Below are 24,960 nucleotides of genomic sequence, written 5' to 3'. Positions count from 1 at the left end.
GCGGCCGTCGCCCGGGCAGCTATATGGACCACCTATATAGGGCCGTGATACAAATATAGATGTGGAGTACATGCAGCAGTCCGGTTCCGGTGCGCCCGATGCCCCCGCGGCCCGTGAGGACGTCGCGGAGGCCCTGGAGCAGCTGGCGTTCCTCGCGGTCCGCCATCTGACCAACCGGGACATCAGCTTCACGGCCGCCTCGACGCTCGGCCGACTGAACCGGGAAGGGCCGGCCCGGCTGACCGCACTGGCATCGGACGAGGGTGTCACCCAGCCCTCGATGACCCAGCTGATCCAGCGGCTTGAGCGGCAGGGTCTGGTGACCCGGATCGCCGATCCGGCCGACGGACGGGTGGTACGGGTGGCGATCACCGACGACGGGCGCGCACTGCTCGCCGCCCGCCGCCGCAGCCGCACCGCCCAGCTGGCCGAACTGCTCGCCACACTGTCCCCGGAGGACGAAGAGGCACTCGCCACCGCCGTCCGCGCCGCGGGCCCCGCCTTCCAGCGGCTGGTCGAGAGCGCGGCACGGGCGCGCAGATCTCCGGGGAGCAACGCTTCCTGACCACCGGCACCCCGCCGCGCCACGACTCGTCATGTCATGTCGTCACGGCCCGGGCCCTGACCCGACGGAGCCCTTGTTGTCCGCTCACCCCGAGATATCCACCGACCCCGCCTCCGGCTCCGGCCACCTGACCCCTCCCCGCGCCCAGAGCCCGTTCAGGCAGCCCAAGGCGGTCTGGGCGGTGGCCTTCGCCTGTGTGATCTCGTTCATGGGCATCGGTCTGGTGGACCCGATCCTGCCCTCGCTCTCCGCCGAGCTGCATGCGACGCCGAGCCAGGTGTCGCTGCTGTTCACCAGCTATCTGGTGGTCACGGCCGTCGCCATGCTGGTCACCGGCTTCGTCTCGAGCCGCATCGGCGCCAAGCGCACCCTGGTGGCCGGACTGGTGCTCATCGTGGTCTTCAGCGCGCTGGCCGGGACGGCCGGTGGCATCGACGGGATCGTCGCGTTCCGTGCGGGCTGGGGGCTGGGCAACGCCTTGTTCATCGCCACCTCGCTCGCCGTCATCGTCGGCTCGGCCAGCGGTGGTTTCACCGGGGCGATCATCCTCTACGAGACGGCGCTCGGCATCGGCATCGCCGTAGGGCCGCTGCTCGGCGGCGAGTTGGGCCGTTTCAGCTGGCGTGGTCCGTTCTTCGGCGTCGCGGTCCTGATGACCATCGCGCTGGTGGCCACCATCGTGCTGGTCGAACCCACCCCGACCCCGTCGCGCCGGGCCTCCCTGGCCGATCCGCTCAAGGCGTTGCGCCACCGCGGGCTGCTCACCATGGGCCTCACCGCCCTCTGCTACAACTGGGGCTTCTTCACGGTGCTGGGCTACGCGCCCTTCCCGATGGACCTGGGCACACATCAGCTGGGCTATGTCTTCACCGGCTGGGGGCTGCTCGTCGCCTTCTTCTCGGTCTTCGGCGCACCCTGGCTCCAGACCAGGCTGGGCATCGCACGGGCGCTGTATCTGAACCTGGCGCTGTTCGCCCTGGACATCCTCGTCATCGGCCTGTTCACCACCTCCCGTACGACGCTGATCGTGGCGGTGATCGTGGCCGGTGCCTTCATCGGGGTGAACAACACCATCACCACACAGGCCGTGATGACCGTCGCAACCGTGGAACGTCCGGTCGCCTCCGCGGCCTATGGCTTCGTGCGCTTCATCGGTGGCGGTCTGGCGCCGTACGCCGCGGGCAAGATGGCCGAACACGCGGGAGTCCACCTGCCGTTCTACATCGGGGCCGCGGCGGTGGCACTCGGTATCGGTGTGCTGGCGACCGGCCATTCGCTGCTGGCCGAGGCCGAGCGCGCACAGGCGGCGGAGGCGGCAGGGCACGGCCCGGCCGAGGAACGACGGGAAACGCTGGAGAAGCGGGCCGTCGCCGAGGAGTTCGGCTCCGCGGGCTGATCCCCTCACCCGCGCCGCACACCGGGGCGCCCCTGTAACGCCGTGGTCAGATGCGCCAGCAGCGGATCCGGCCCGCCGCGTCGAACACATCGGCCTTGCTGGCCAGGATGTCCCGCACCAGGTCGATCAGCGCGCCGTACGGCGGGTCGATGCCCTCGCCCGAGGCGTGCATATAGGCGACCGCGGTGGCGCTGGCGAACCGTGCGTTGCTCGCCGGCAGCGGTCGGAGGGTGGCCAGGGTGTGCAGCAGCGCCGCGGCCCGCCACGCCGGATCGGGATCGACGCCCAGGCGCGGCGGATCGACCCGGTGGCGGGCCACGGCGGCGACAAGACCGGAGAAGTCCGAGATGGCCGGCTGTTCGGGCAGGACTTCCTCATGCCGCTGCAACAGCCACGGCACATCGATATGCAGAAGGGGGGCCATGGGTCAGGCGGCCCGTCCCCTGGGGCCGTGTTCATCCTCGGGGAACGCGTCGGCGAAGGCGTCGGCGTTGTCCGCGAAGAACCGGCGGAAGACCTCGGCGCCCTCCTGGAGGGCGCGGTGCCGGGCGATATCGGCCACGGTCGCCTCGCGGACGAGGGCCTTCATCGTGGTGCCGCGCTCCTTGGCGATCTCGCGGAGGTCCTCAAGTTCCCGATCGCTGAATTCCACGTTCAGTGCTGACATGCGGCACACCCTACTTGCCGGGTACCCCGTCAGCAATCGCCCCAGCTCAGATGATGTTTTTGTAGGTACTTGACAAGCCCTGCACAGCCGGACGGAAAGGGATTTTCGCCAGGTACCGGCAGGAGTACGGTTGAAGATCGTTGATGATCCGCCCGCAGGAGGAAGAGGTTCATGGAGCAGCGAGTGTGCGGCCGCACCGGCCGGAAGGTCTCCGTCGTCGGCCTGGGGACCTGGCAGTTGGGCGCGGGCTGGGGCGATGTGACCGAGGCGGACGCGCGGGGCGTGCTGGACGCGGCCGTCGAGGCGGGTGTGACCTTCTTCGACACCGCCGATGTGTATGGGGACGGGCGCAGCGAGCAGCTCATCGGACGGTTTCTGCGCGACCGTCCGGACGCCGGGATCTTCGTGGCGACGAAGATGGGCAGGCGGGCCGAGCCGCATATCGAGGAGAAGTACACGCTGGACAACTTCCGTATGTGGACCGACCGTTCACGGTCGAATCTGGGGGTGGACATCCTCGATCTGGTGCAGCTGCACTGTCCGCCGACCCCGGTGCACTCCTCCGACGCGGTGTTCGACGCGCTGGACACACTGGTGGCGGAGGAACGCATCGCCGCGTACGGGGTGAGCGTGGAGACCTGTGACGAGGCGCTGGCGGCGATCGCGCGGCCGGGTACGGCGAGTGTGCAGATCATCCTCAACCCGTTCCGGCTGAAGCCGCTCGAGGAGGTGGTTCCGGCGGCGCGCGAGGCCGGGGTGGGGATCATCGCCCGGGTTCCACTGGCGTCCGGGCTGCTGTCGGGGAAGTACACCAGGGACACGGTCTTCGCCGCCGATGACCACCGTTCGTTCAACCGCCACGGCGAGCAGTTCGACCAGGGCGAGACCTTCTCGGGCGTGGACTACGAGAAGGGTGTCGAGGCGGCCGTCGAGTTCGGGGAACTGGCGCCCCAGGGGGCCACTGCGGCACAGACGGCGCTGCGCTGGATCGTCCAGCAGCCGGGGGTCACCTCGGTCATCCCCGGCGCGCGCTCACCGGAACAGGCGCGGGCCAACGCGGAGGCCGCCGCGCTGTCCCCGCTGTCTCAGACCACGCTGGACGCCATCGGTGAGCTCTACGACCGGCGGATCCGGGCCCAGGTGCACCACCGCTGGTGACCGTGCGCGCCCGTGCGGCCGGTATCCCGGCGCGGGCGATTTCTGAGAATGTCCTGTGAAGTACCGGGGGCCGCCACGCGGCGGACCGGGCGGTGTCGCGCCCGGCCGTGCGTGAGCGGCCCCTTCGCGCGGCCCGCTCGTGGCCCGTCTCCCAGAAAGCTCCCAGGAACTCTCCGAAAGTGGCCGGTGGCGACTGTCAGGCTGCCATGACAGAGCGGATCTGCCAGGTCCCGGAGGGATCGGCGACACGGCGGTCCGGACCAGGGTCCGGGCCCCGTCCGCTCACCGCACCGTGCGGTTTCCGCCCATTGAGCCACGATCCGACCGGGAGCCATGTCTGTGGCCACTTTCCTGTCCGCGCTGGGACGCCTCTCCTTCCGACGGCGGTGGTACGTCACCGTCCTGTGGACCGGTCTGCTGGTCCTCGCCGGTGTGCTGGCCGCCCAGGCGCCCGCCGCCCCCCACACCGACTACTCCATGCCGGGCACGGAGGCGCAGCGCGCCTATGACCTGCTCGACGAGCGGTTTCCCGGGCAGAACGCCAACGGGGCCGCGGCGCGTGTGGTGTTCCGAAGTGACGACGGCCGGGTGACCGAGCCGCGGCACAAGGAGGTCATCGCCGAAACCATCCGGGAGTTGGCGAAGGATCCGCAGGTCGGCCAGGTGACCGATCCGTTCGCCACCCACTCGGTGAGCAAGGACGGCTCCACCGCCTACGCCCAGGTCACCTATGAGGTGTCCAGCTCGGAGGTGGAGGAGGACGCGCGTACCGCACTGCTGGACACTGTGGAGGACGCCCGGTCTTCCGGGCTCACGGTCGAGGTGGGCGGCAACGCCCTGTCCACCACGGCGGGTGGCCACGCCTCCGAGGCCATCGGACTCGGGGTGGCCGCGGTGGTCCTCGTGATCACCTTCGGCGCGCTGCTGGCGGCCGGGCTGCCCCTGTTCACCGCCCTGTTGGGGGTGGGCATCGGAACGAGCGTCATCAAGGCGCTGTCCAGCGCACTCGACCTGGGCTCGACCACCTCCGTACTCGCCACGATGCTCGGCCTGGCGGTGGGCATCGACTACGCCCTGTTCGTGGTCTCCCGGTATCGCGCGGAGCTAGCGGAGGGCAGGGATCGGGAGGAGGCGGCCGGGCGGGCGTTGGGTACGGCGGGGTCGGCGGTGGTGTTCGCCGGACTGACCGTGGTGATCGCGCTGGTGGGTCTGAGCGTGGTGCGGATACCCGTGCTGACGCAGATGGGGCTGGCCGCGGCCGGTACCGTCGCACTCGCCGTCCTCATCGCCATCACACTGGTCCCGGCGCTGCTGGGGATCGCCGGGCGCCGGATCCGGCCCGCCGGACCGCGCCGCGGCAAGCGTTCCGCCGACACCCCTGATGAGACCGACATCGACGCCCCTGAGCAGCGGTTGGCGCCCCGCCCCGGTATGGGGGTGCGCTGGGCCCGTTTCGTCACCCGGCGCCCGCTCACCGTCCTCCTCGTGGGAGTGGCCGCCCTGCTCACCGTGGCGGTGCCCGCCGCCTCCCTGGAGCTGGATCTGCCCGACGACGGCAGCCAGCCGACCTCCACCACCCAGCGCCGGGCCTACGATCTGCTGTCGGAGCAGTTCGGCCCGGGCTTCAACGGCCCGCTGCTGGTGGTCGTACGGCCCGAGGGCGAGGAGAGCGCCAAGACCGCGGCGGAGAGCGCCACCGCCCAGATCCAGCGGATGGACGGCGTCGCCCGGGTCAATCCGCCCCGTCTCGACGACTCCGGCGACACCGCCGTACTCACCGTGGTCCCCACCACCGCACCGAGCAGTCAGGCGACCACCGACCTCGTCCACGCACTGCGCGACCCCGGCCTGGAGACCGAGAGCGACGCGCGGATCATGGTGTCCGGCACCACCGCGATGAACATCGACGTCTCCCGGAAACTGGCCGACGCCCTGCTGCCCTATCTCTCGCTCGTGGCGGGCCTGGCGCTGCTGCTGCTGATCGCCGTCTTCCGGTCCCTTCTCGTCCCCCTCAAGGCCGCGCTGGGATTCGTGCTGTCCATCGTCGCGGCGCTGGGCGCCGTTGTCGCGGTCTTCCAGTGGGGCTGGTGTGCCTCACTGTTCGGGGTGGCAGAACCGGGGCCGGTGGTGTCGCTGACGCCGATCTTCGTGGTCGGGGTGGTCTTCGGACTGGCCATGGACTACGAGGTGTTCCTGGTGACCCGGATGCGGGAGGCGTACGTCGGCGGGCAGTCGCCCCTCACCGCGATCACCACCGGTTTCGACCTCGGGGCACGGGTCGTCACCGCGGCGGCCATCATCATGATCTCTGTCTTCGCGGCGTTCATGGGATCGGACGAACTGATGGTGAAAACCATCGGCTTCGGCCTGGCCGTGGCCGTCTTCCTGGACGCCTTCATCGTCCGGATGACGCTCGTACCGGCCGTCCTGGCCCTGCTCGGCCACCGGGCGTGGTGGCTCCCCCGATGGCTGGACCGCTGGGTGCCGGACATCGATGTGGAGGGCGCGAAGCTGGGCGGCCCGGAGCGGACAGAAGCGGACGAGGCCGTCGGCGCGTCCGCCGGTGCCGCCCGGCTCGGCTCCTGATCCACCGGAAGAACGAAGGGAAGGATCAGTGATGTCCGTAGCGTCGCAGTCCACGGCCGTACGACATGGTGGTGCCCCGCGCCATGCCCTCGAAGGCGCGCTCGCGGTGCTCGCCGCGGGTGCGGTGATGGTGGCCACCGCGTATCTGGCGCTCCTCGCGCTGGGCGCCGGTGAGATCGCGCCGGTGTCCCGGCTCACCTGGGCGGTCACCAGTATGGCCACGGGGAGCGGGGTCACCCTCCGGTCCGGCTCCCCGGTAAAGCTCGGGGAGGGCGGCGGACCTCTGGGCGGTCTCACCGACGGGCTGAGTCTGGAGATGGCGGGCCAGGCGGCGGCGATACCACTGGGGCTGACGCTCCTGGGCGCGGTGGTGCTGGGGTACGGCTTCTTCCGCCCGTTGCGCTCACCCTCCCGTCCGGCCCCCGCGCTGCTGCTGGCCCGGGTCTGCGGTGCCCTGGCGACGGCCGCGGTGCTGTTCCCGTCGTTCGCCCTGCTGGCCCGGGGCACGCTGCGGCTGCCCAAGGACGTGGCCACGGAGCTCGGTGACGGCTCCGGGCAGCGGGCCCTCAGCCGGTTCGGGGACGGCGGTATGGCGGGGGGCGCGTCCGCGCTGCGCTCGGTGCGCTTCGAGGCCGACCCCGCGATGGCGGGGCTCCTCGGGGTGCTCGGAGTGGCCGTGCTGCTGGGTCTCGGCTGTGTGGCGGCCCGCCGGACGACACTGCCGAGTCCCGTCGCGCTGAGCCGACTGCGGCTGAAGTGGCATCCGGTGGCCTCGGCGCTGGCCGGTGTGGTCACCACCCTGTGCTGGCTGCCCCTGGCCGTCGGGGCGCTGGCGGGTGGCGCGGCGCTGGCCGGGTGGGACCGGGCGGCCAAGGCGGCCGGGGCGCTGCTGCTGGCCGGACCCAATCTGTCGGCCGTCGCGCTCACCTCCGGCCTTGGCTCATCGTGGGAGGCGGGCGTCCACCGGCAAGAGGGCGAGCTCGGCGGGATGCTGGGAGCGATCGGACAGGGCGGCCGGGACGGCGGAATCACCGACCGGACCACGGCCGTCGCCGACCGTTCGGTGGCCGGGGCACCGCTGTGGCTGATCGGGTTGCTCGTCCTCGTCGCGGCCCTCGTGCTCACCGGCTACCTGGCCACGGCACGCACCCCGGTGCGTACGGCACGCGAGGAGGCCAACGCGCCACTGAGCCGTCATCTGGAGATCGCGCTGCGGACGGGGTTCGCGGTCTGCGCCATGGCGATGCCGCTCGCCCTGGTCTCCCGGATGTCCTTCCGGATCGATGTGAGCGTCATGGGGCGGGAGCTGCGCGGTGTCAGCGGCGCTCTCGACGGCGCGGTGGGTCTGGCCGGGCTCAGCGGCCTCGTCCTCGCCGGGCTCGCGGCATACTGGGGGAGCCGGCTCCACGGAACCCGCACGGCGCGCCGGAGCCCGGTGCGTCCTGACGGTCCCGCGAGGCCCGTGGCCGCCCACACCGCCGGTCACCGCCCGCGGGGCGATGTCGACGCGGCGTCCTGACCACCCGTGCTGTGCTGCAAAGACCCGGTTCCCAGTCCCCCGAGGCGGCGCCCCAGACCATGGCAGAAGCGACAGACCCGCGGCGTACGGCGGCCCCCCGGGCCCATCTCCTCGTCGTCGACGACGAACCCACCGTCCGGGAGCTGCTGCCCGCGGCGCTGCGGTACGCCGGGTTCGACGTCGACGCGGCCGCGAACGGGCGGGAGGCGCTGGACATGGCCGCCCAGCGGCCCCCCGATCTGGTCCTGCTGGACATCATGCTGCCGGACATGGACGGCTTCGAGGTGATCCGCAGGCTGCGCGCACAGCCCCGGTCCTCCGGTCCCGGACACGGCGGCGCCGTACCGGTGCTGTTCCTCACCGCGCGCGACACCGCAGCGGACAAGGTCAACGGGCTGCGGCTGGGCGGCGACGACTACGTCACCAAGCCCTTCGACCTCGAGGAGCTGATCGCCCGGATCCAGGCGGTGCTGCGCCGCACCAAGGGCGAGCCCGCCGCCAGTCTGGTCGTGGACGATCTGGAGCTGGAGCCGGAGGGACATCTGGTCACCCGGGCCGGTGTACCGGTCCGGCTGTCGCCGACCGAGTTCCGGCTACTGCACTTCCTGATGGCCAACGCCGGGCGGACGATGTCCAAGGGGCAGATCCTGGAGAACGTATGGGCCTACGACTTCGGCGGTGACCCGAGCATCGTCGACACCTACATCAGCTATCTACGACGGAAGATCGACCAGGTGGAGCCCAAACTCCTGCACACGGTGCACGGCGTGGGATACGTCATCCGCGGACCGCGGAAGCGGGGCGGCCACCCGTGACCCGGGTGGGCCGCGCGCTGTCCCGGCTGTCACTGCGCACACGTCTGCTGTGTCTGTCCATGGCCCTGGTGGCGGTGGGGCTGCTGGCGGCGGGCGTCGTCGTCAGCACCGCGCTGCACGACTACCTCCAGGACCGGATGGACTCCCGGCTGGCGCTGACCTCGCGGATCGCCGCCCGGGTGGCTCCTCCCGTGGACACTCCGCACAGCATCCGGCTCCTCGGCTTCTTCGAGGACACGACGGTGACCTACGTGGACGACCGGGGCACCCCGGTCAGGGAGTTCGGCGCGAGCACGGCTCCGCCCGGCGGCGGACCCGCGCTCCCCCGGCTGGACCGGGAGGCCGTCCTGACCGCACACGGGCGGCCGTTCACCGTGCGCGCGCACCACGGCGACCACACCTGGCGGGTCATCACCATGCCCCGGGCCGAACCGCGGGTCGGGCCCCTCGCGGCCGCCGAATCGGCGGACACCTCGGCCAGCTCCGGGAGCGTGATCGTGGCGACATCCCTGGACGCGGTCGACGCCACCGTGACCAGAACGCGGAACGTCTCGCTCATCGCCGGTGCCTCACTGGTCGCGGTGCTCGCCGTGGCCGGATGGTTCGCCGTCCGCTCCGGGCTGCGCCCGCTGACCCGGATCCAGGAGACCACGGCGGCGATCACCGCGGGCGACTACTCCCGGCGGATCCCCCAACTGGCGGGCCCGCATACCGAGGTGGGCCGTCTGACCGAGTATCTGAACCGGATGCTCACCCGTATCGACACCGCCTTCCGCGCCCGGGCCGAGGCCGAGGCACGCATGCGGCGCTTCTTCGCCGACGGCAGCCATGAGCTGCGCACCCCGCTCGTCGGCATCAAGGGCTATACGGACCTGTACCGGATGGGCGCGCTGCCGACCCGTCAGGACATCGACCACACCATGCGGCGGATCGCGGAGGAGTCCGAACGCCTCACCCAGCTCGTCGAGGACATGCTGCTGCTGGCACGGCTGGACGAGGACGCCCATCGCACCGCGGCCGACGCCCACCAGCCGCTCGCCTTCCCGCTGGAGCTGGCCCCGATGGACCTGCGCACCCTCGCGGCCGACGCCCTGCATGACGTACGCGCCCTGGACGCCACCCGTGCGGTGACCCTCACCGGGCCCGGCGGCGGGCGTCCGGCGACCGCACCGGCGCTGGCCGACGAGGCACGGCTGCGGCAGGTGGTCACCAATCTCGTCGGCAACGCGGTGGCGCACTCCCCGTCCGGCACCCCCGTCCGCATCGGTGTGGGAACCGAGGGCGGGTACGCCGTGCTCGAGGTGGCCGACAGCGGTCCCGGTCTGTCACCGGAGGAGCGGCAGCGGGTCTTCGAACGCTTCTACCGCGCCGACGACTCCCGCAGCCGCGGCGAGGGCGGCGGTTCGGGGCTGGGGCTCGCCATCGTCCACTCGCTGGTCTCCGCGCACGGCGGGCGGGTGGCGGTGGAGACGGCGCCCGGCGAGGGCTGCGCCTTCCGGGTGCTGCTCCCGCTGTCCTCCCCGGCCGACGAACCGGACCGGGCCGACCGGAGTGAGCGGGCGGCCGGTCCGGAGCGGACCGGGGAGGACTGAGCGCGCGAGGGTGAGGGCTTACCTCTGGAACTCGGTGCCCAGGGCCGCGTTCGGCTCGGAGCCGCCGAGCGCGGCGGGGCCGAAGGAGACCGCACCGTCGGTGGTGAGGCCGCCGGTCTTGCCGCGCAGCACCCAGGCGGCACCGCTGGAGGTCTGGGCGCCGTCCTCCTCGGGGGCGCCCACGGCCAGCTCGGCCTTGCCGTCACCGTTGGTGTCGCCGAGGCGTACCGCGGCGCCGAAGTGGTCGCCCGTCTCCCCGGCGCCCGGCACTCCGGCGGTGTCCTGGGTGAACGCCTGGGCACCGGTGCCCGACAGACCGCCCGCGCCGCCGTAGAGCTGGACGGTGCTGCCCGCGTCCTTACCGCTGTCGATGTCCTCGTACGGGATGCCGACGGCGACATCGGCGTAGCCGTCACCGTTGACGTCACCGGCGCTCAGCTCGTAGCCGAACTGGTCACCGTCCTCGTTGACACCGGGCACACCCGGGGTGTTCTGGTCGATCACCTTGGTGCGGGTGGTGCTCGGACCGGACGCGGTGCCGTAGAGCACCTTGACGGTGCCGTGGTCGTACGGCAGGTTCTCCACGACGTCGCCGGGCACGGTGCGCACGATCAGATCGGCGTGGCCGTCCTTGTCCACGTCGCCGATGGCCGCCGAGGCGGCGTCGTCGAGCCGGGTGGGCGACTTCACCAGACCGTCCGTACCGCCCTGCCAGAACTGCGTGGGCTCGGACATCTCCTCGAAGGCGTGGGTGCTGACCACGTCGTCCCTGCCGTCGCCGGTGACGTCGCCCACGGTGAGGGTGGTCGGAACGAAGATCTTCCCGGTGTCGGCGGTGGCGCTCGCCGCGGCGGCGCCGTCCCGGGTGAACGGGCCGAACCGGACGCGCAGCGCGGTCGAGGTCTCGTCCTGTCCGGTGCTGACCTGGGTGACGTCGACCAGATCGGCGTGACCGTCGCCGTTGATGTCACCACCGGCGATGGTGCTGGCACCGAAGTTGTCGCCCTCACCCTTGGGCAGCGCCGTGCCACCGCTCAGTCCGTTCGCCGAGCCCCACAGGACGGTGACGTCCGGGGTGCCGCTGGACTGGACGGCGAGATCCGTATAGCCGTCGGCGTCGAAGTCGCGGGCGACCGTGCGCTGCCCGAACCGGGCGTCCGCCTCGGGGTCGCCGGGGACCCCCTCGGCGTCCTGGCCGATGACCTGCCGGTGGCCGGTGTCGGTACCGGAGGCCGAGCCGTAGACGACGGCGACGTAACCCGCCTTGGCCTTACCGCCCACCGTGCCGGCCGGCGCGGAGACAGCGAGGTCGGCGTATCCGTCCTTGTTGAAGTCCGCCTCCGGAGTGGCGGCGGCCGCGGCGGCGCGGGCGGGTCCGGCCGCACCGGCCGACGGGGCGGCCAAGATGGCCGGGGTGGTCACGAGTGCGACCACCGTCGCACAGCGCGCGACGGTGGAAAGGGAACGGGAACGCACACATCCTCCTGCTCGTTTGCAAGCGTTTACCTCATGTACACCCACCATGACCCCTGGCAACGCTGAACAGTTGTGCGCTTTGCCGCAGGGATTTCCCTAGAACCGCACATTGACGTCGGCCGCCCCGGCCTCATCGGCCGCTTCGGTGGCTTCGGTGACTTCGGTGACTTCGGTCGGCACATAGCGCAGGACGCCCATCATCTGGCGGTCGTCGACCTCGTCCGGCGCGGTCTCGACGCAGTCCGCGAAACGCTTGGTGAGCATGTCGGCGTCGATGCCGGTGCCGATCATCACCAGCTGGGTGATGCGGGATTCACCGCGCTCCCAGGGCACGGGCCGGAACCGGAGGAAGGAACCGACCGCGTGCAGCCCGTACTTGTGGTCGCCGCCCGCGCCCGCGAAGTACAGAAAGCCCTTGATGCGATACAGGCCCGCGGGCCTGCTGTCGAGGACGTCCATGACCCGCCGCGGGTTCAGCGGTTCGGAGGAGTGGAACTCCACGCTCTCGTAGGCGGCGTGGAGATGGCGGCTGTGGTCGTCGTGTTCGCCGTTGCACAGGTCCGCGAAGGAGAGCTGCTGGAAGCGCTCCTCGGCGGTGGTCCGGGGCCGGTGGTCGAAGAGCACGGCGGGGTCGACCCGGCCGTGCTCGGCGGTCAGGACCGGGACGCCAGGTGCGATCTCCCCCACCGTGTCCAGGACGGCCCGGCGCTCCTCCTCCCCCACCCGGTCGGTCTTGTTGAGCACCACGAGATCGGCGGCGCGCACATGGCGGTCGAGCTCGGGATGGCGCTCCCGGGTGCGGGGGAACTCCGCGGCGTCCACCACCTCGACCAGCCCGCCGTAGACGATCCGTTCGCTGGTGCTGGACAGCAGCGAACGGATCATGCTCTGCGGTTCGGCGAGACCGCTTGCCTCGATCACCACGACATCGATGCGCAGGGCCGGGTCGGTGAGCCGCTGGAGCATGTCGTCCATCTCGGAGGCGTCCGCGGCACAGCACAGACAGCCGTTCTCGATGGGGATCATCGAGTCGACCTGTCCGGCGACGGCCAGGGCGTCGATGTTGACGCTGCCGAAGTCATTGACGATGACGCCGATACGGGTGCCCGCGCTGTCCCGCATCAGATGGTTGAGCAAGGTGGTCTTCCCGGAGCCCAGGAAGCCCGTGAGGAGGATGACGGGGATCCGTGGTGTGGCCAAGGGTGCGTCTCCGTACGGCGTGGTGGGGCGGTCGCGGGCGACCGGATTGCATAGCGCGGCTCGGTCAACTCTATGACCCGGTCACATTTGTCTTCGTACCACGCTCGTTCCCGGGGCAGTGGTCCGAGGCGGACGTGACGTTCCTGGGTCAGGCGTAGGGGGTGAGGCCCGAGCGGAGCATGGTGAAGGCGCGGTCGGCGGCGGCGACCGCGTCCGGCTGGGCACCCCAGGCGGTGGCTCCGGTCTCGACCCGGCGCCAGTTCTCCTGAGCCAGGATCCGCTGGACGGCGATGATCTGGCCCGCGGCCAGCCGGGCGGTGATGCCGACCGCCCCGCTCCCCCCAGGAGCCGTCCCCTCAGGGACCGCCTCCGCGGGAGCCGCCTCCGCGAGGGCGCGGGCCAGGGCGTCCTCGGAGCGGCCGATATACGCGAAGAGCCGCGCGACCAGGCTGGGGGTGCCGTACAGCAGCCGGTGGAAGGCGAGGACCTCCGCGTCGTCGTTGAGCCCGGTCACCGGATCGTGGCGCTCCAGCCCGTCCAGGAAGTGCCGCCGCAGCGCCTCCAGGGGCGGTTCCACCGCCGTCCGGTCGCGCACCACCCGGGCCGACTCGTCCTCCTGGTCGGCGAACCGGTGGAGCGCCAGGTCCTCCTTGGCGGCGAAGTAGCGGAAGAGCGTGGGCTTGGACACCTCGGCCGCGGCCGCCACATCGGCGACGGACACCTCGTCGAAACCCCGCTGGAGGAACAGCGAGATCGCCGTCTCGGAGATCGTCCGGTACATCCGCTGCTTCTTGCGTTCCCGCAGGCCCGTCTCACCGCTCATGGATGAACCGTAGCCGCCGCGCCTCCCCGGCGGACGCCCGCCGGGGAGGTAGCCACGCCATCAGGGGATCTCCACCCCGGCCTCGGCGGAGAGCCGGTCGATCTCGGCGAGTTCGGCGTCGGTGAAACCGGGCGAATCCAGCACGGCGACATTCTGCTCGAGCTGGGCGACGCTGCTCGCGCCGATCAGCACCGAGACCACCCGTGGATCCCGCAGCACCCACGCGAGCGCCATCTGGGCGAGGGTCTGACCGCGCCCCTCTGCCAGCTTGTGGAGCGCGTGCAGCAGCGTGAGGCGCTCCTCGGTGAGGGCGTCACGGGTCAGGAAGTGACCGAGCGCCATCCGGGAGTCGGCGGGCACGCCATGCAGATAGCGGTCGGTGAGCTGGCCCTGGGCGAGCGGTGAGAAGGCGATGACACCGGCGCCCGCGCGCGCCGAGGACTCCAGCACCCCGCCCTCGACCCCGCGCTGGAGCATCGAGTACGGATGCTGGCTGATCAGATACGGAGTGCGCAGCTCGGTCAGGATCGCGGCCGCCTCGTCGATCGCCTCCGGCGGGTAGTTGGACAGGCCCGCGTAGAGCGCCTTGCCCTGCCGTACGGCACTGTCCAGCGCGCCCATCGTCTCCTCGAGGGGCGTATCCGGGTCGAAGCGGTGGGAGTAGAAGACATCGACGTAGTCCAGGCGCATACGGGACAACGACTGGTCCAGGCTGGCGAGGAGGTACTTGCGCGAGCCCCATTCGCCGTACGGGCCGGGCCACATGAGGTATCCGGCCTTGGTCGCGATGAACAGCTCATCGCGGTAGGGGCGGAAGTCCTGGGTGAACACGGTGCCGAAGTTGGTCTCCGCGCTGCCGGGCGGCGGGCCGTAGTTGTTGGCCAGATCGATATGGGTGACGCCGAGGTCGACGGCGCGGCGCAGCACCGCGCGCTGGTTCTCGAGCGGGTGGGTGTCGCCGAAGTTGTGCCACAGGCCGAGCGAGACCTTCGGCAGCAGCACCCCGCTGTGTCCGCAGCGCTGGTACCGCATGGAGTCGTAGCGGTCGTCCGAGGCGAGATGGACCATGCGCGGCTCTTCCTTGTCCTCGACGGAGCGTTCGGGCCGAGCCTGTCAGGTCTGCGCCGGGACCGCGACATCGCGCCCGGTGGGTCATCCGTATGTGTCGCCCGCCGGTAGGACACGGGTGCGCATGGGCAAGAGGCCAGCAGTGTGGGCCTCACTGCCGGCGCTCGTCACGGCCTCAGGGTGCGCGATGAGGCCGGTCGCGGTGGGGTGGCGGTCAGACGAACGTCTGGCGCTGGAGCCAGAGGTCCCTGGCGACTCCGCTGCCCTGGAGGAACACGTACAGCAGATTCTCCTCGTTGAGGATGGGGACGCCGATGCCCGCGGATCCGATCGATCCGCCGAGGGACTGGAAGCCGGTGTAGGTCACGTCGTTCTCCGCCGACTGGACGGCGACCCACAGGGCGTTGTCGGTGGCCTTGATGAACACATTGATCCGGCCGTCCTGACCGAGACCGCAGGTGGGGCGCCAGACGATCTGCCCGCCGAGCTGGACGGGGGCGTTGAACGAGTCGTAATTGTCGCTCTGGCCCACCCGCCACACGGCGGCGTCGGATCCGCGGAAGAAGATCTGCACCCGCCCCGCCGCGTCCAGGCACACCGACGGCCTGCTGGTGACGTTGTTGGAGCCCAGGGTGAAGGGCTCCCACGTGTTGGCGTTCGGGGCGGTCTGCTGGGTGGTGTGGAGGGTGTCCCCGGCGCCCTTGATCGCCACCACGATCCGTCCCCCGCCGTCCAGGATGGGTGAGGGGGTGGCGTGGACGCTCCCGCCGAGGGAGACCGGTCCGGTGTAGGTCTCGTACAGCAGGTCCTGATTGCGGACGTACCACAGCGCGCCGTCGGTGCCGGGGAAGAACACCTGGATGCGGCCGTCGGCGTTGAGCACCGCGGCCGGGTCGTCCCCGATACCGGTGACCAGCACCTGGGGTCCGCTGTACCCGCCGTTGAGACTGGTCTGGGTGATGACTTCGAGGTTGTTGCTCGGGGTGCGGTAGAAGACGCGGATCTTGCCGTCCTTGCCGCGGATGGGAGCGGGGATGCCGTCGATCGACACGCCGGTGTACTTGAACCAGCCGAGCCAGCTGCCGTCACGCCCCTCGACCCTGCTCCACAGGGCGTTCGACCCGCCGCGGATGAAGACCTGCACCCGGTCGTCGGCGAACAGGACCGGGGCGGGCTCGGAGTGGATACCGCCTTCCAGGTTGATCCAGGTGCCCCACACGGTGCCGGGTGTGGTGGATATGGACATGAGGAACCTCCCTCTTCTCGTGAGACCACGAGAACGCACAGGTGTGCACGGATACACCCTCAGTGCCCGGGGAAAGCATGGTGAATACCTAAAGAAGGGAACATGCAGGTATATGACTGGTTATTAACAATCAGACAGCTATATCGGATTGAACCGTTTCGCTTTCTTACTGGTCTGCCTCCTCACGGCGAGAGAGGCTGATCGCCTCTCGTCTGTGCCACCAGGAGGCCACGGTGCCCGACTGCCCCGCCGCGCTGTTCGTGATGGACCCGGTCCATCTCCCCAGGCTCTTCCCCGCACCGCTGCTGGACCGTCTCACCGCATCCGTGACGATCCCGCCCGGCGCCGCCGTCCGCCCGGCGGAGGTGACCGGCGCCGATCCGGCCGCCGTGGAGGTGCTGATCACCGGCTGGGGCTGCGAACCGCTGACCGCCGGGGTGCTCGACGGCCTTCCGAAACTGCGCGCGGTGCTGCACGCCGCGGGCAGCGTCAAGGGACACATCACCCCGGCCTGCTGGGAGCGGGGGCTCCTGGTCTCCTCCGCCGCGGCGGCCAACGCCCTGCCCGTCGCGGAGTTCACCCTCGCCACCATCCTGCTGGCGGGCAAGGACGCCCTGCGGCTGCGTGCGCTGTACGCCGCCGAGCACCGCTTCCCCTCCCCCGCCCGGACCGCGCATATCGGCAGCTTCCGGCGCCGGGTGGGGATCGTGGGCGCCTCCCGGATCGGCCGCCGGGTGATCGAGCTGCTGCGCCCCTTCGATCTCGAAGTGGCGGTGTACGACCCGCATCTGACGGCGCCGGAGGCGGAGGCGCTCGGCGTCCGCGCACTGCCCCTGGACGAACTCGTGGCCACCAGCGAGGTACTGAGCCTCCACGCCCCGGCGCTGCCCGCGACCCGGCATCTGCTCGACGCCCGTGCCCTGGGGTCGATGCCGGACGGCACCACGTTGATCAACACCGCACGCGGTGCGCTGGTCGACACCGACGCCCTGGTGGCCGAGTTGTCGACCGGCCGGATCTCGGCGGTGCTGGACGTCACCGAACCGGAGCCGCTGCCTCCAGGATCACCGCTGTTCACCCTCCCCAATGTGCTGCTCACGCCGCATATCGCGGGTGCCCTCGGCCGTGAGCTGGAGCGGCTGGGCATGGCGGTGACCGACGAGGTGGAGCGGCTGATGGCGGGGGCGCCACCGCTCCACCGGGTACTGCCCACCGACCTCGACCGGATCGCCTAGCCGGGCGGCGACGCCCCGGGCGACCCGCCGCTCGTCGACCCGGGCCCGCTCACATCCGCCCGGGCCGATCCGTACCCCTCCGCCACTCAACCCTCGTGTGACGTAAGGCGGTTGGGCCGATCCCGGAACGGTGCGGGGCCGGTCCTCGCGGAGTTGGGGACTTGTCGTGGGCAAAGCGCCTGCTTATGCTCACCGCGGCGACCGGTTCCCATGGCTGTGACCAGGACACCCGGCAGGATCACCGGCGGTCCGCCGTAAGGGGAAAGCACATGTCCGCAGGACCGATCCGCCTCTCGCCGGAGGCGCACACCGCGCTGCGCCCGGCGACCGCGGCCCGTATCACCGGTGGCTTCTGGGCCACCCGCCGCCGCATCAACGCGGAAGTCAGCGTTCCGCAGGGGTGGGAGCGGCTCGCGGAGGCGGCCGAGGTGGACCGCCCCCGGGGTGGGGAAGAGCATCTGTGGCTGGAGGCGGCCTCCTGGCAGCTCGCCGAGGGAGGCGGGGGCGGCGAGGGCGGCCGGGGCACGGCCTTCGAGGAGCTGGCCGAGCGGGTCGCGCGGCTGGTCGCGGCGGCACGGGCCGAGGAGGACCACCGGGAGACCTCCGGCCCGGCCCGGCCCATGAACCGCGGGTGGCCGGCGCCCGTCCCGGAAGACGAGCCATCGGCCCCGGGCACCGAGCTGACCGGCGCGGTCCCGCTCCTCCAGGCCGCGGTCGCGCACCGGCGGGCCACCGGTGAGAGCGCCCTGCTCGATATGGCCCAGCGCCAGGCGGACCGCATCGGCGCCCTCTTCGACGCGGGCGCGGACATGGATCCGGTGTGCGGGCCCCCGGGGATCGGCACGGCGCTGGTCGAGCTCTACCGGGAGACCGGGGAGCGTCGCCATCTCGAGTTGGCCGAGTATCTCCTGGACCGGCGGGAGAAGGACGGTCTGGACGGCGATCCGCCCGCGGAGCGGCCCGGCCGCCCCGGGGCCGCCCCGAGCCCCACGCCGGGAGGGGACCGGATGCCGGTGCGGGAGGCGTCGGAGGTCACCGGACACCCGGTGGACCGGCTGCGGCTGCTGACCGGGGTCGCCGACCTGGCGGCCGAGACCGGAGACCGGGGGCTGCGGGAGGCCCTGGTGCGGCTGTGGGAGGACATCACCACGAAGACCCATGTCACGGGCGGGGTGGCCGCCCGGGACGCCGGGGAGTCCTTCGGCGACGCGTACGAGCTGCCGCCGGACCGGGCGTACGCCGAAACCTGCGCGGCCGTCGCCTCGATCGGGTTCGGCTGGCGGATGGCGCTGCTGACCGGCGACGCCCGCTACAGCGATCTCATCGAGCGGACCCTGTTCAACGCCTTCGCGGCCGGGATCTCGCTGGACGGGGAGCACTGGTTCACCGTGAATCCGCTCCAGGTCCGTGGCCGCCCCGGCGGAACCCCGGACGGGCGGCCGTGGCGTGCGCCGTGGTCCCGGGGCGCGTGCTGCCCGCCCCGGGCGGTACGGCTGCTGGCCTCGCTGCCGCACTACATGGCGAGCGGCGACGCCGACGGTCTCCAACTGCACCAGTACGCCTCCGGCTCGTACGCGGCGGGCGGCGGGGCGGTGCGGGTCGGCACCGCCTACCCCTACGAGGGCCGGATCGCGGTGGTCGTGGACGAGGCCCCCGAGGACACCGAGTGGACGCTGTCGCTGCGCATACCGCACTGGGCGCGGGAGTACGAGGTGACCGTCGGCGGGGAGCCGCAGGCGGTGCGGGCGTGGGACGGCTGGCTGCGGCTTCGGCGGCGCTGGCACCCCGGTGAGGTGGTGGTGCTGACCCTGCCGCTGTCCGCCCGGCGTACCCGGCCGGACGCGCGCATCGACGCGGTCCGCGGCTGCGTGGCGATCGAGCGGGGGCCGCTGGTGTACTGCCTGGAGGAGCCGGACCAGCCGGACGGGGTACGCCTGGACGACCTCGCGCTCCACCCGGGCGCGCCGCTGACCGCGGAGCACCGGCCGCGGCTGCTCGGCGGGGTAACCACGATCACGACCCGTGGGGTGCGGCGGGCGGTTCCGTCACGCGCCTGGTGGCCGTACACGGACGGGGCCGACCCCGAGGGCGGCCCGGAGGAGCCCGCCGACCCGGTGCCGGTGCGGATGACCGCGATCCCTTACTACGCCTGGGCCCACCGCGGGGACGGTCCGATGCGGGTCTGGATCCCGGCGTAGCCCGCCCGCGGGCTCCCGGGAGCCGGACCGGAACTCGGCCGATGCCCCGCACGTTCCCCGGTCAAGGAGGGTGCCCGAACGGCACCGGCGGACGGGAGGTGCCCCGTGAGCACCGGATCCACGGATCGAGGACGGGACAACGACGCGGACGATGACGCGGACGACGCGTCCGACGGCGCGGACGGCTGGGACGATGTTGTGCTCGACGAGGACTTCGTGCGCGGAGCGGATGTCTCCGAGCCCGCCGCACGGACCAGGATGCTGAGCGCGCGCTGGCGGCGTGGTGGCCCCGAGCCCCAGCCCTGGCGGGCGGACGAGCCGCCGGCGGGCTGGTTCTGGAGCAAGCGCCGCCGCAGGTGGCGGCGGCCCCGCTAGCCGGTCCGGCCGTTATCCGCTCGCAATGCACACGGCGGGTACAACTGGACGCCACCGATGGCAGGATGCGGGCCACCTCACTGATCACGCGTTCGGTGGGGTCGTCCCCGACCATGTCCGGAGGTGCCGTGTCCGCTCGCTCCGCACTGCCCGTCACAGCCATCGCCGCAGCTTCCGCCCTGCTGGCCGGGTGCACCAGTACCGCGTCGTCCGGTTCCGGCGGCTCGGACATCAGCCTGGTGCAGTCCGGGAAACTCACGACCTGCACCCACCTGCCGTACGCCCCCTTCCAGTCGAAGGAGGGCGACAAGATCGTCGGGTTCGATGTGGATCTGGTCGACTTCATCGCCTCGGCGCTGAAGGTGAAACAGGAGATAGTCGACACGCCTTTCGAGGGCATTCAGTCCGGTGAGGATCTGAACGCCAACAAGTGCGATGTCGCCGCCGCCGGAATGACCATCAACGAGGTGCGGGAGAAGAACCTCGACTTCTCCGACCCGTATTTCGAGGCCACCCAGGCGCTCGTCACCAAGAAGGGCAAGCCCTACTCCTCGCTCGGTGACCTGGACGGCCGGAAGCTGGCCGTCCAGCAGGGAACCACCGGCGAGGTCTACGCCCAGAAGCATGCCAAGGGCGCCAAGCTGGTCCAGTTCGAGGACCTCGCGCTGCTGCTGACCGCCGTCAAGACCGGGCAGGTCGACGCGGGCGTCAATGACAACGGTGTGCTCTACGACTACGTCAAGGACAACCCCGACACCGAGGTCACGGCCGAGTTCAACACCGGTGAGCAGTACGGGATCGCCGTGCGCACGGGCAATGACGCCCTCCGGAAGAAAATCAACAAGGTGCTGAAGCAGGCCCGTTCGGACGGCCGTTACGACCGGATCTACAAGAAGTGGTTCGGCACCGCGCCCAAGGGGCCCGCCAAGAAAGCCGCAACGGAGCCCGCAGCGAACTGACGCCCGCCAACCGCCATCGGAGCTGAGGAGTCCGCACAGTTATGGCAATGACCCGTCGGCAGCGGGCGCGGGCGATACGGGCGGTGCAGTACGCCGTGCTCGTCGCCGTGCTACTCGTCTTCTTCCTGGCCGCGGACTGGGGTGAACTGCGCCGCGCGTTCTTCGACGCGGAAGTCGCCCGGTCCCTGTTCCCCGACGTCATCACCACCGCCCTGGTCAACACCATCATCTACACCCTGCTCGGCTTCGGTTTCGGGCTGGTGCTGGGGCTGATGCTCGCGTTGATGCGGCTGTCCCAGGTGCCGCCCTATCGGTGGCTGTCGATCGCGTACATCGAGTTCTTCCGCGGAGTTCCGGCGCTGCTGGTCTTCATCGCGCTGGGCTTCGGGGTGCCGCTCGCCTTCCAGGTGGCCCTGGACCGCTATGTCACCGTGATGCTGGCGCTCGGACTGGTCGGCGCCGCCTATATGGCGGAGACGATCCGCGCGGGCATCCAGGCGGTGCCCAAGGGGCAGATGGAGGCGGCGCGTTCGCTGGGTATGTCCCACGGCCGGGCGATGGTCTCGATCATCATTCCGCAGGCGTTCCGGATCGTACTGCCGCCGCTCACCAATGAGCTGATCCTGCTCACCAAGGACTCATCCCTGGTCTATCTGCTCGGTCTCTCCCTGGACCAGTACGAACTGTCCAAGTTCGGCCGGGACGCGCTCAATCAGCACCGCAGCCTCACCCCGATCCTGGTGGCCGGGGTGTGCTACCTGCTCATCACCGTTCCCCTGGGGCATCTGGTGCGGCGGCTCGAAGCCCGTACGGCGAAGGCGAGGTGAGCGGAGTGAACGGGATGGACGGGATGGACGGGATGAGCAAGGCGGAGGAGCCGGAGGAGAGCGCGCGGCCGGACGGCGTCGCCATCCGGGTCGAGAACCTGCACAAGTCCTTCGGCGAGCTGGAGGTGCTCAAGGGCATCGACCTCACGGTCCGGCGGGGCGAGGTGGTGTGCGTGATCGGCCCCTCGGGATCGGGCAAGTCGACCCTGCTGCGCTGTGTGAACCTTCTGGAGGAGCCCACCTCGGGCTCGGTCACCGTGGCCGGTGCGGAGGTGACCGATCCGGATGTGGACATCGACCGGGTACGGCGCCGGATCGGCATGGTGTTCCAGGCGTTCAACCTCTTTCCCCACCTCACGGCGCTGGAGAACCTCACCATCGCCCAGCGCCGGGTGCTGCGCCGCGACAAGGCGGAGGCGCGGCGCGTCGGCCGGGAGAATCTGGGGCGGGTCGGTCTGACCGCCAAGGAGGACGTCTACCCCGCCCAGCTGTCGGGCGGGCAGCAGCAGCGGGTGGCCATCGCGCGGGCGCTGTCCATGGACCCGGAGCTGATGCTGTTCGACGAGCCGACCTCGGCCCTCGACCCGGAGCTGGTCGGCGATGTTCTCGCCGTCATGCGCACCCTGGCCGACGAGGGGATGACGATGCTTGTCGTCACCCATGAGATGAGCTTCGCCCGGGAGGTCGCGGACCGGGTCGTCTTCATGGACGACGGGGTGATCGTGGAGGAGGGCGGACCGGAGCAGGTGGTGGCCGATCCCCGCCATCCGCGCACCCGGGCGTTCCTCAACCGGGTCCTGGACCCGGCCGCGGCCCATGTCGGCGAGGTGCCGGACGCCGGGCCGCACGACGACCGCGTCGACCGCTGAGGAGCGACGTGGACCGCTGAGGAGCGCGGGGCCGCCGGGATCGCTCTCGCGCGGCCCGGCACCGTGTCGCTCGCGCCCGGATGACTCCCGCGGCGCCGCCGCGGCCCGCGGGACCTCTTGACCGGCGATTCCCCCGCTGATCGGATACCCGGACAGCCACCGGTGTACGGCTACCACGGAGGTTCATCCGCGTGTTTGTCGATCTGCCCCTGGAGCAGCTGCGCGCCTATCGTCCTCCGCTGCCCGAGCCCCAGGGCTTCGACGCCTTCTGGGAGCGCACCCTCGCCGCGACGCGCGCGGTGGACCTGGACCCGGTGTTCACCCCGTACGACGCGGGTCTGACCCGGGTGCGCACCGATGACGTGGAGTTCACCGGCTTCGGCGGAGACCGGATACGGGGGTGGTTGCTGGCGCCGCGGGACGTGCCGGGCCCGCTGCCGTGCGTGGTGCAGTACATCGGCTACAACGGCGGACGGGGGCTGCCGCACAACTGGCTGCTGTGGCCGTCGGTCGGCTACGCGGTCTTCGTGATGGACACCCGCGGCCAGGGCTGGTCGCAGCAGACGCCCGGCGCCACCCCGGATCCGGCGGGCGGCACCGGGCCCGAGGCACCGGGCATGATGACCAAGGGCGTCCTCTCCCCCGACGACTACTACTACCGGCGGCTCTACACCGACGCCGTGCGCGCGGTGGCGACGGCCCGGACCCATCCGCTGGTGGACCCGGAGCGGATCGTGGTCAGCGGCGGCAGCCAGGGCGGCGGGCTGGCGCTCGCCGCGGCCGGACTGGTTCCCGGTCTGGCCGGAGCACTGGTGGATGTGCCGTTCATGACGCACATCCGGCGGGCGATCGAGATCACCGACGCGGATCCCTACGGCGAGGTGGTCCGGTTCTGCGCCGGTCAGCGCGATCTGGCTGATCAGGTACTCAGTACCCTCGACCACTTCGACGGGCTCAACTTCGCGGTACGGGCCCAGGCGCCCGCGCTCTTCTCGACCGCGCTGCGCGATGAGATCACCCCGCCGTCCTGCGGTTTCGCCGCGTACCACCACTACGCGGGCGAGAAGGAGCTGAAGGTGTGGCCCTTCAACGGTCACGAGGGCGGCGGCACCCATCAGCAGGCGGTGCAGATCGCCTTCCTGCGGCGGCTGCTCGGCTGAGCCGTGCGGGGTGGCGGTGTTGGGCCGCCACCCCGTACGGGGAAGAGTCGCTTATCCGCGTCCGAAGGAGTCATCCGTGCCCGCACAGCCGCTGGACGGCATCACCGTCGTCGCCCTGGAACAGGCCGTCGCCGCCCCGTACGCCACCCGCCAGCTCGCCGACCTGGGCGCGCGGGTCATCAAGGTCGAGCGGCCGGGCCGGGGCGACTTCGCCCGCGACTACGACCGTGCGGTCAAGGGGGCCTCGGCCTACTTCGTCTGGATCAACCGCGGGAAGGAGAGCGTGGTCCTCGACATCAAGGACGACGCCGACCGGGCCGTCCTCGACGCGCTGCTCGCCCGTGCGGACGTCTTCGTGCACAACCTGGCGCCCGGTGCGGTGGACCGGCTCGGCCTGGGGTCCCCGGCGCTGCGGGACCTGCACCCGCGTCTGATCACCTGTGCCATCTCGGGGTACGGCGACAGCGGGCCGTACCGGGACAAGAAGGCGTACGACCTGCTCATCCAGTGCGAGACGGGGCTGCTGTCGATCACCGGAAGCCCCGCGGAACCGGCCCGTCCAGGGATCTCGATCGCCGATATCGCGGGCGGGATGTACGCCTACAGCGGGATCCTCACCGCGCTGTACGAGCGGGAGCGCACCGGTGAGGGAGCGGATCTGAGCGTCAGTCTGCTGGACGCGCTGGGCGAGTGGATGGGGCATCCGTACTTCAGCCAGGAGTACGGCGGTACGCCCGTCGCCCGCAGCGGCGCCCGCCATCCCTCGATCTCCCCGTACGGCGCCTACCGGTGCGGGGACGGGGCCCAGGTGTTCCTGAGCGTGCAGAGCGACCGTGAGTGGGTGGCCCTGTGCGAACGGGTACTGCGCCGCCCGGAGCTGATCCGTGATCCGCTGTTCGCGGACAATCCGCTGCGCCGCGCGCATGACGAGAAGCTGACGGCCGAGCTGGAGGAGTGCTTCGCGGGGCACACCGCGGAGGGGCTGATCGCGCTGCTGGACGGGGCGGGCATCGCCAACGCCCGGCTGCGGGACGTCGCCGGGTTCGCCGCGCATCCACAGCTGGCGGCCCGGAACCGCTGGGGCGAGTTCGACTCGCCGGTCGGCCCGCTGAGGGGCCTGCTGCCCCCGGTCGAGGTGGCGGGGCGCCGGGCGCCGATGCGACCGGTGCCCGGACTCGGCGAGCACACGGAGGCGGTGCGCGCCGAGTTCACCTGAACCGTCCGCC

22 protein-coding genes are annotated in these 24,960 nt (G+C 71.2%); 15 read left to right on the top strand and 7 right to left on the bottom strand.

Going from position 1 to position 24,960, the window contains the following annotated elements:
- Positions 1 to 70: 70 nt before the first annotated feature.
- Both AB0C66_RS18735 and AB0C66_RS18730 read left to right on the top strand, forming a co-directional pair.
- Positions 71 to 565 (top strand): MarR family transcriptional regulator, encoded by a 495-nt coding sequence (locus tag AB0C66_RS18735; RefSeq protein WP_362439958.1) that lies wholly within the window; start codon positions 71 to 73, stop codon positions 563 to 565.
- Positions 566 to 692: 127 nt separating this feature from the next.
- Entirely contained in the window at positions 693 to 1,961 is a 1,269-nt protein-coding gene (locus tag AB0C66_RS18730) for an MFS transporter (RefSeq protein ID WP_362439955.1), read from the top strand.
- A gap of 46 nt (positions 1,962 to 2,007) precedes the next feature.
- Here the strand turns inward: AB0C66_RS18730 and AB0C66_RS18725 are convergent, their stop codons facing one another.
- On the bottom strand, positions 2,008 to 2,385 hold the full coding sequence (locus AB0C66_RS18725; protein WP_362439249.1) for a toxin Doc: 378 nt from the start codon (positions 2,383 to 2,385) through the stop codon (positions 2,008 to 2,010).
- A gap of 3 nt (positions 2,386 to 2,388) precedes the next feature.
- Positions 2,389 to 2,628, bottom strand: a complete 240-nt coding sequence (locus AB0C66_RS18720; RefSeq protein ID WP_362439246.1) for a hypothetical protein — start codon at positions 2,626 to 2,628, stop codon at positions 2,389 to 2,391.
- A 171-nt stretch (positions 2,629 to 2,799) separates the two neighbouring features.
- Here AB0C66_RS18720 and AB0C66_RS18715 point away from each other — a divergent pair, with 171 nt between their 5' ends.
- The 5 genes from AB0C66_RS18715 to AB0C66_RS18695 all read left to right on the top strand — a co-directional run bounded on the left by AB0C66_RS18715 (position 2,800) and on the right by AB0C66_RS18695 (position 10,298).
- Entirely contained in the window at positions 2,800 to 3,786 is a 987-nt protein-coding gene (locus AB0C66_RS18715) for an aldo/keto reductase (protein ID WP_362439243.1), read from the top strand.
- A gap of 339 nt (positions 3,787 to 4,125) precedes the next feature.
- A complete protein-coding gene (locus AB0C66_RS18710; protein ID WP_362439953.1) occupies positions 4,126 to 6,372 on the top strand; it encodes an MMPL family transporter in 2,247 nt (748 codons plus the stop codon).
- Between the two features lie 31 nt (positions 6,373 to 6,403).
- On the top strand, positions 6,404 to 7,891 hold the full coding sequence (locus tag AB0C66_RS18705) for a streptophobe family protein (protein ID WP_362439240.1): 1,488 nt from the start codon (positions 6,404 to 6,406) through the stop codon (positions 7,889 to 7,891).
- A 59-nt stretch (positions 7,892 to 7,950) separates the two neighbouring features.
- Complete coding sequence (locus AB0C66_RS18700; RefSeq protein ID WP_362439237.1) at positions 7,951 to 8,706, top strand: response regulator transcription factor; 756 nt, start codon at positions 7,951 to 7,953, stop codon at positions 8,704 to 8,706.
- The gene (locus tag AB0C66_RS18695; protein ID WP_362439234.1) at positions 8,703 to 10,298 is read left to right on the top strand and encodes a HAMP domain-containing sensor histidine kinase; all 1,596 of its coding nucleotides are present in this window, start codon (positions 8,703 to 8,705) and stop codon (positions 10,296 to 10,298) included. The genes AB0C66_RS18700 and AB0C66_RS18695 overlap by 4 nt, the downstream gene beginning before the upstream one ends.
- 18 nt (positions 10,299 to 10,316) lie before the next feature.
- Here AB0C66_RS18695 and AB0C66_RS18690 read toward each other — a convergent pair whose 3' ends face one another.
- The 5 genes from AB0C66_RS18690 to AB0C66_RS18670 all read right to left on the bottom strand — a co-directional run bounded on the left by AB0C66_RS18690 (position 10,317) and on the right by AB0C66_RS18670 (position 16,111).
- Complete coding sequence (locus AB0C66_RS18690) at positions 10,317 to 11,774, bottom strand: FG-GAP and VCBS repeat-containing protein (RefSeq protein ID WP_362439231.1); 1,458 nt, start codon at positions 11,772 to 11,774, stop codon at positions 10,317 to 10,319.
- Between the two features lie 96 nt (positions 11,775 to 11,870).
- A complete protein-coding gene (locus AB0C66_RS18685) occupies positions 11,871 to 12,974 on the bottom strand; it encodes a CobW family GTP-binding protein (protein WP_362439228.1) in 1,104 nt (367 codons plus the stop codon).
- A gap of 148 nt (positions 12,975 to 13,122) precedes the next feature.
- The gene (locus tag AB0C66_RS18680; protein ID WP_362439226.1) at positions 13,123 to 13,797 is read right to left on the bottom strand and encodes a TetR family transcriptional regulator; all 675 of its coding nucleotides are present in this window, start codon (positions 13,795 to 13,797) and stop codon (positions 13,123 to 13,125) included.
- Positions 13,798 to 13,857: 60 nt separating this feature from the next.
- Positions 13,858 to 14,865: an aldo/keto reductase gene (locus AB0C66_RS18675; protein ID WP_362439223.1), complete on the bottom strand. Its 1,008-nt coding sequence runs from the start codon at positions 14,863 to 14,865 to the stop codon at positions 13,858 to 13,860.
- 214 nt (positions 14,866 to 15,079) lie between these two features.
- Positions 15,080 to 16,111, bottom strand: a complete 1,032-nt coding sequence (locus AB0C66_RS18670; protein WP_362439220.1) for a hypothetical protein — start codon at positions 16,109 to 16,111, stop codon at positions 15,080 to 15,082.
- A 263-nt stretch (positions 16,112 to 16,374) separates the two neighbouring features.
- On the opposite strand from AB0C66_RS18670, the gene AB0C66_RS18665 reads away from it, so the two are divergent.
- The 8 genes from AB0C66_RS18665 (at position 16,375) to AB0C66_RS18630 (ending at position 24,950) form a co-directional block, all read left to right on the top strand.
- On the top strand, positions 16,375 to 17,346 hold the full coding sequence (locus AB0C66_RS18665; RefSeq protein ID WP_362439950.1) for a hydroxyacid dehydrogenase: 972 nt from the start codon (positions 16,375 to 16,377) through the stop codon (positions 17,344 to 17,346).
- 269 nt (positions 17,347 to 17,615) lie between these two features.
- On the top strand, positions 17,616 to 19,544 hold the full coding sequence (locus tag AB0C66_RS18660; protein WP_362439217.1) for a beta-L-arabinofuranosidase domain-containing protein: 1,929 nt from the start codon (positions 17,616 to 17,618) through the stop codon (positions 19,542 to 19,544).
- Positions 19,545 to 19,649: 105 nt separating this feature from the next.
- Complete coding sequence (locus tag AB0C66_RS18655) at positions 19,650 to 19,919, top strand: hypothetical protein (protein WP_362439214.1); 270 nt, start codon at positions 19,650 to 19,652, stop codon at positions 19,917 to 19,919.
- A gap of 128 nt (positions 19,920 to 20,047) precedes the next feature.
- Positions 20,048 to 20,878, top strand: coding sequence for a basic amino acid ABC transporter substrate-binding protein (locus tag AB0C66_RS18650; RefSeq protein WP_362439211.1), 831 nt, complete (start codon positions 20,048 to 20,050; stop codon positions 20,876 to 20,878).
- A gap of 41 nt (positions 20,879 to 20,919) precedes the next feature.
- Positions 20,920 to 21,705 (top strand): amino acid ABC transporter permease, encoded by a 786-nt coding sequence (locus AB0C66_RS18645; protein WP_362439208.1) that lies wholly within the window; start codon positions 20,920 to 20,922, stop codon positions 21,703 to 21,705.
- 23 nt (positions 21,706 to 21,728) lie between these two features.
- Positions 21,729 to 22,574 carry an amino acid ABC transporter ATP-binding protein gene (locus AB0C66_RS18640; RefSeq protein WP_362439947.1) on the top strand — a complete coding sequence of 282 codons (846 nt, stop codon included), beginning with the start codon at positions 21,729 to 21,731 and terminating at the stop codon, positions 22,572 to 22,574.
- 191 nt (positions 22,575 to 22,765) lie between these two features.
- The gene (locus AB0C66_RS18635; RefSeq protein ID WP_362439205.1) at positions 22,766 to 23,734 is read left to right on the top strand and encodes an alpha/beta fold hydrolase; all 969 of its coding nucleotides are present in this window, start codon (positions 22,766 to 22,768) and stop codon (positions 23,732 to 23,734) included.
- A 76-nt stretch (positions 23,735 to 23,810) separates the two neighbouring features.
- Complete coding sequence (locus AB0C66_RS18630; protein WP_362439202.1) at positions 23,811 to 24,950, top strand: CaiB/BaiF CoA-transferase family protein; 1,140 nt, start codon at positions 23,811 to 23,813, stop codon at positions 24,948 to 24,950.
- Positions 24,951 to 24,960 lie beyond the last annotated feature (10 nt).

The sequence above is a fragment of the Streptomyces sp. NPDC048636 genome, from assembly GCF_040650655.1.
GTDB lineage: Bacteria > Actinomycetota > Actinomycetes > Streptomycetales > Streptomycetaceae > Streptomyces.
This window is presented reverse-complemented; position numbering and strand designations above follow the sequence as displayed.

Excerpts from the sequence above, each read along its gene's own strand:
- AB0C66_RS18735 (WP_362439958.1), top strand. The coding sequence starts at position 71 with ATGCAGCAGTCCGGTTCCGGTGCGCCCGATGCCCCCGCGGCCCGTGAG.
- AB0C66_RS18725 (WP_362439249.1), bottom strand. The coding sequence starts at position 2,385 with ATGGCCCCCCTTCTGCATATCGATGTGCCGTGGCTGTTGCAGCGGCAT.
- AB0C66_RS18720 (WP_362439246.1), bottom strand. The coding sequence starts at position 2,628 with ATGTCAGCACTGAACGTGGAATTCAGCGATCGGGAACTTGAGGACCTC.
- AB0C66_RS18715 (WP_362439243.1), top strand. The coding sequence starts at position 2,800 with ATGGAGCAGCGAGTGTGCGGCCGCACCGGCCGGAAGGTCTCCGTCGTC.
- AB0C66_RS18705 (WP_362439240.1), top strand. The coding sequence starts at position 6,404 with ATGTCCGTAGCGTCGCAGTCCACGGCCGTACGACATGGTGGTGCCCCG.
- AB0C66_RS18700 (WP_362439237.1), top strand. The coding sequence starts at position 7,951 with ATGGCAGAAGCGACAGACCCGCGGCGTACGGCGGCCCCCCGGGCCCAT.
- AB0C66_RS18680 (WP_362439226.1), bottom strand. The coding sequence starts at position 13,797 with ATGAGCGGTGAGACGGGCCTGCGGGAACGCAAGAAGCAGCGGATGTAC.
- AB0C66_RS18675 (WP_362439223.1), bottom strand. The coding sequence starts at position 14,865 with ATGGTCCATCTCGCCTCGGACGACCGCTACGACTCCATGCGGTACCAG.
- AB0C66_RS18670 (WP_362439220.1), bottom strand. The coding sequence starts at position 16,111 with ATGTCCATATCCACCACACCCGGCACCGTGTGGGGCACCTGGATCAAC.
- AB0C66_RS18665 (WP_362439950.1), top strand. The coding sequence starts at position 16,375 with ATGGACCCGGTCCATCTCCCCAGGCTCTTCCCCGCACCGCTGCTGGAC.
- AB0C66_RS18660 (WP_362439217.1), top strand. The coding sequence starts at position 17,616 with ATGTCCGCAGGACCGATCCGCCTCTCGCCGGAGGCGCACACCGCGCTG.
- AB0C66_RS18645 (WP_362439208.1), top strand. The coding sequence starts at position 20,920 with ATGGCAATGACCCGTCGGCAGCGGGCGCGGGCGATACGGGCGGTGCAG.
- AB0C66_RS18640 (WP_362439947.1), top strand. The coding sequence starts at position 21,729 with ATGGACGGGATGAGCAAGGCGGAGGAGCCGGAGGAGAGCGCGCGGCCG.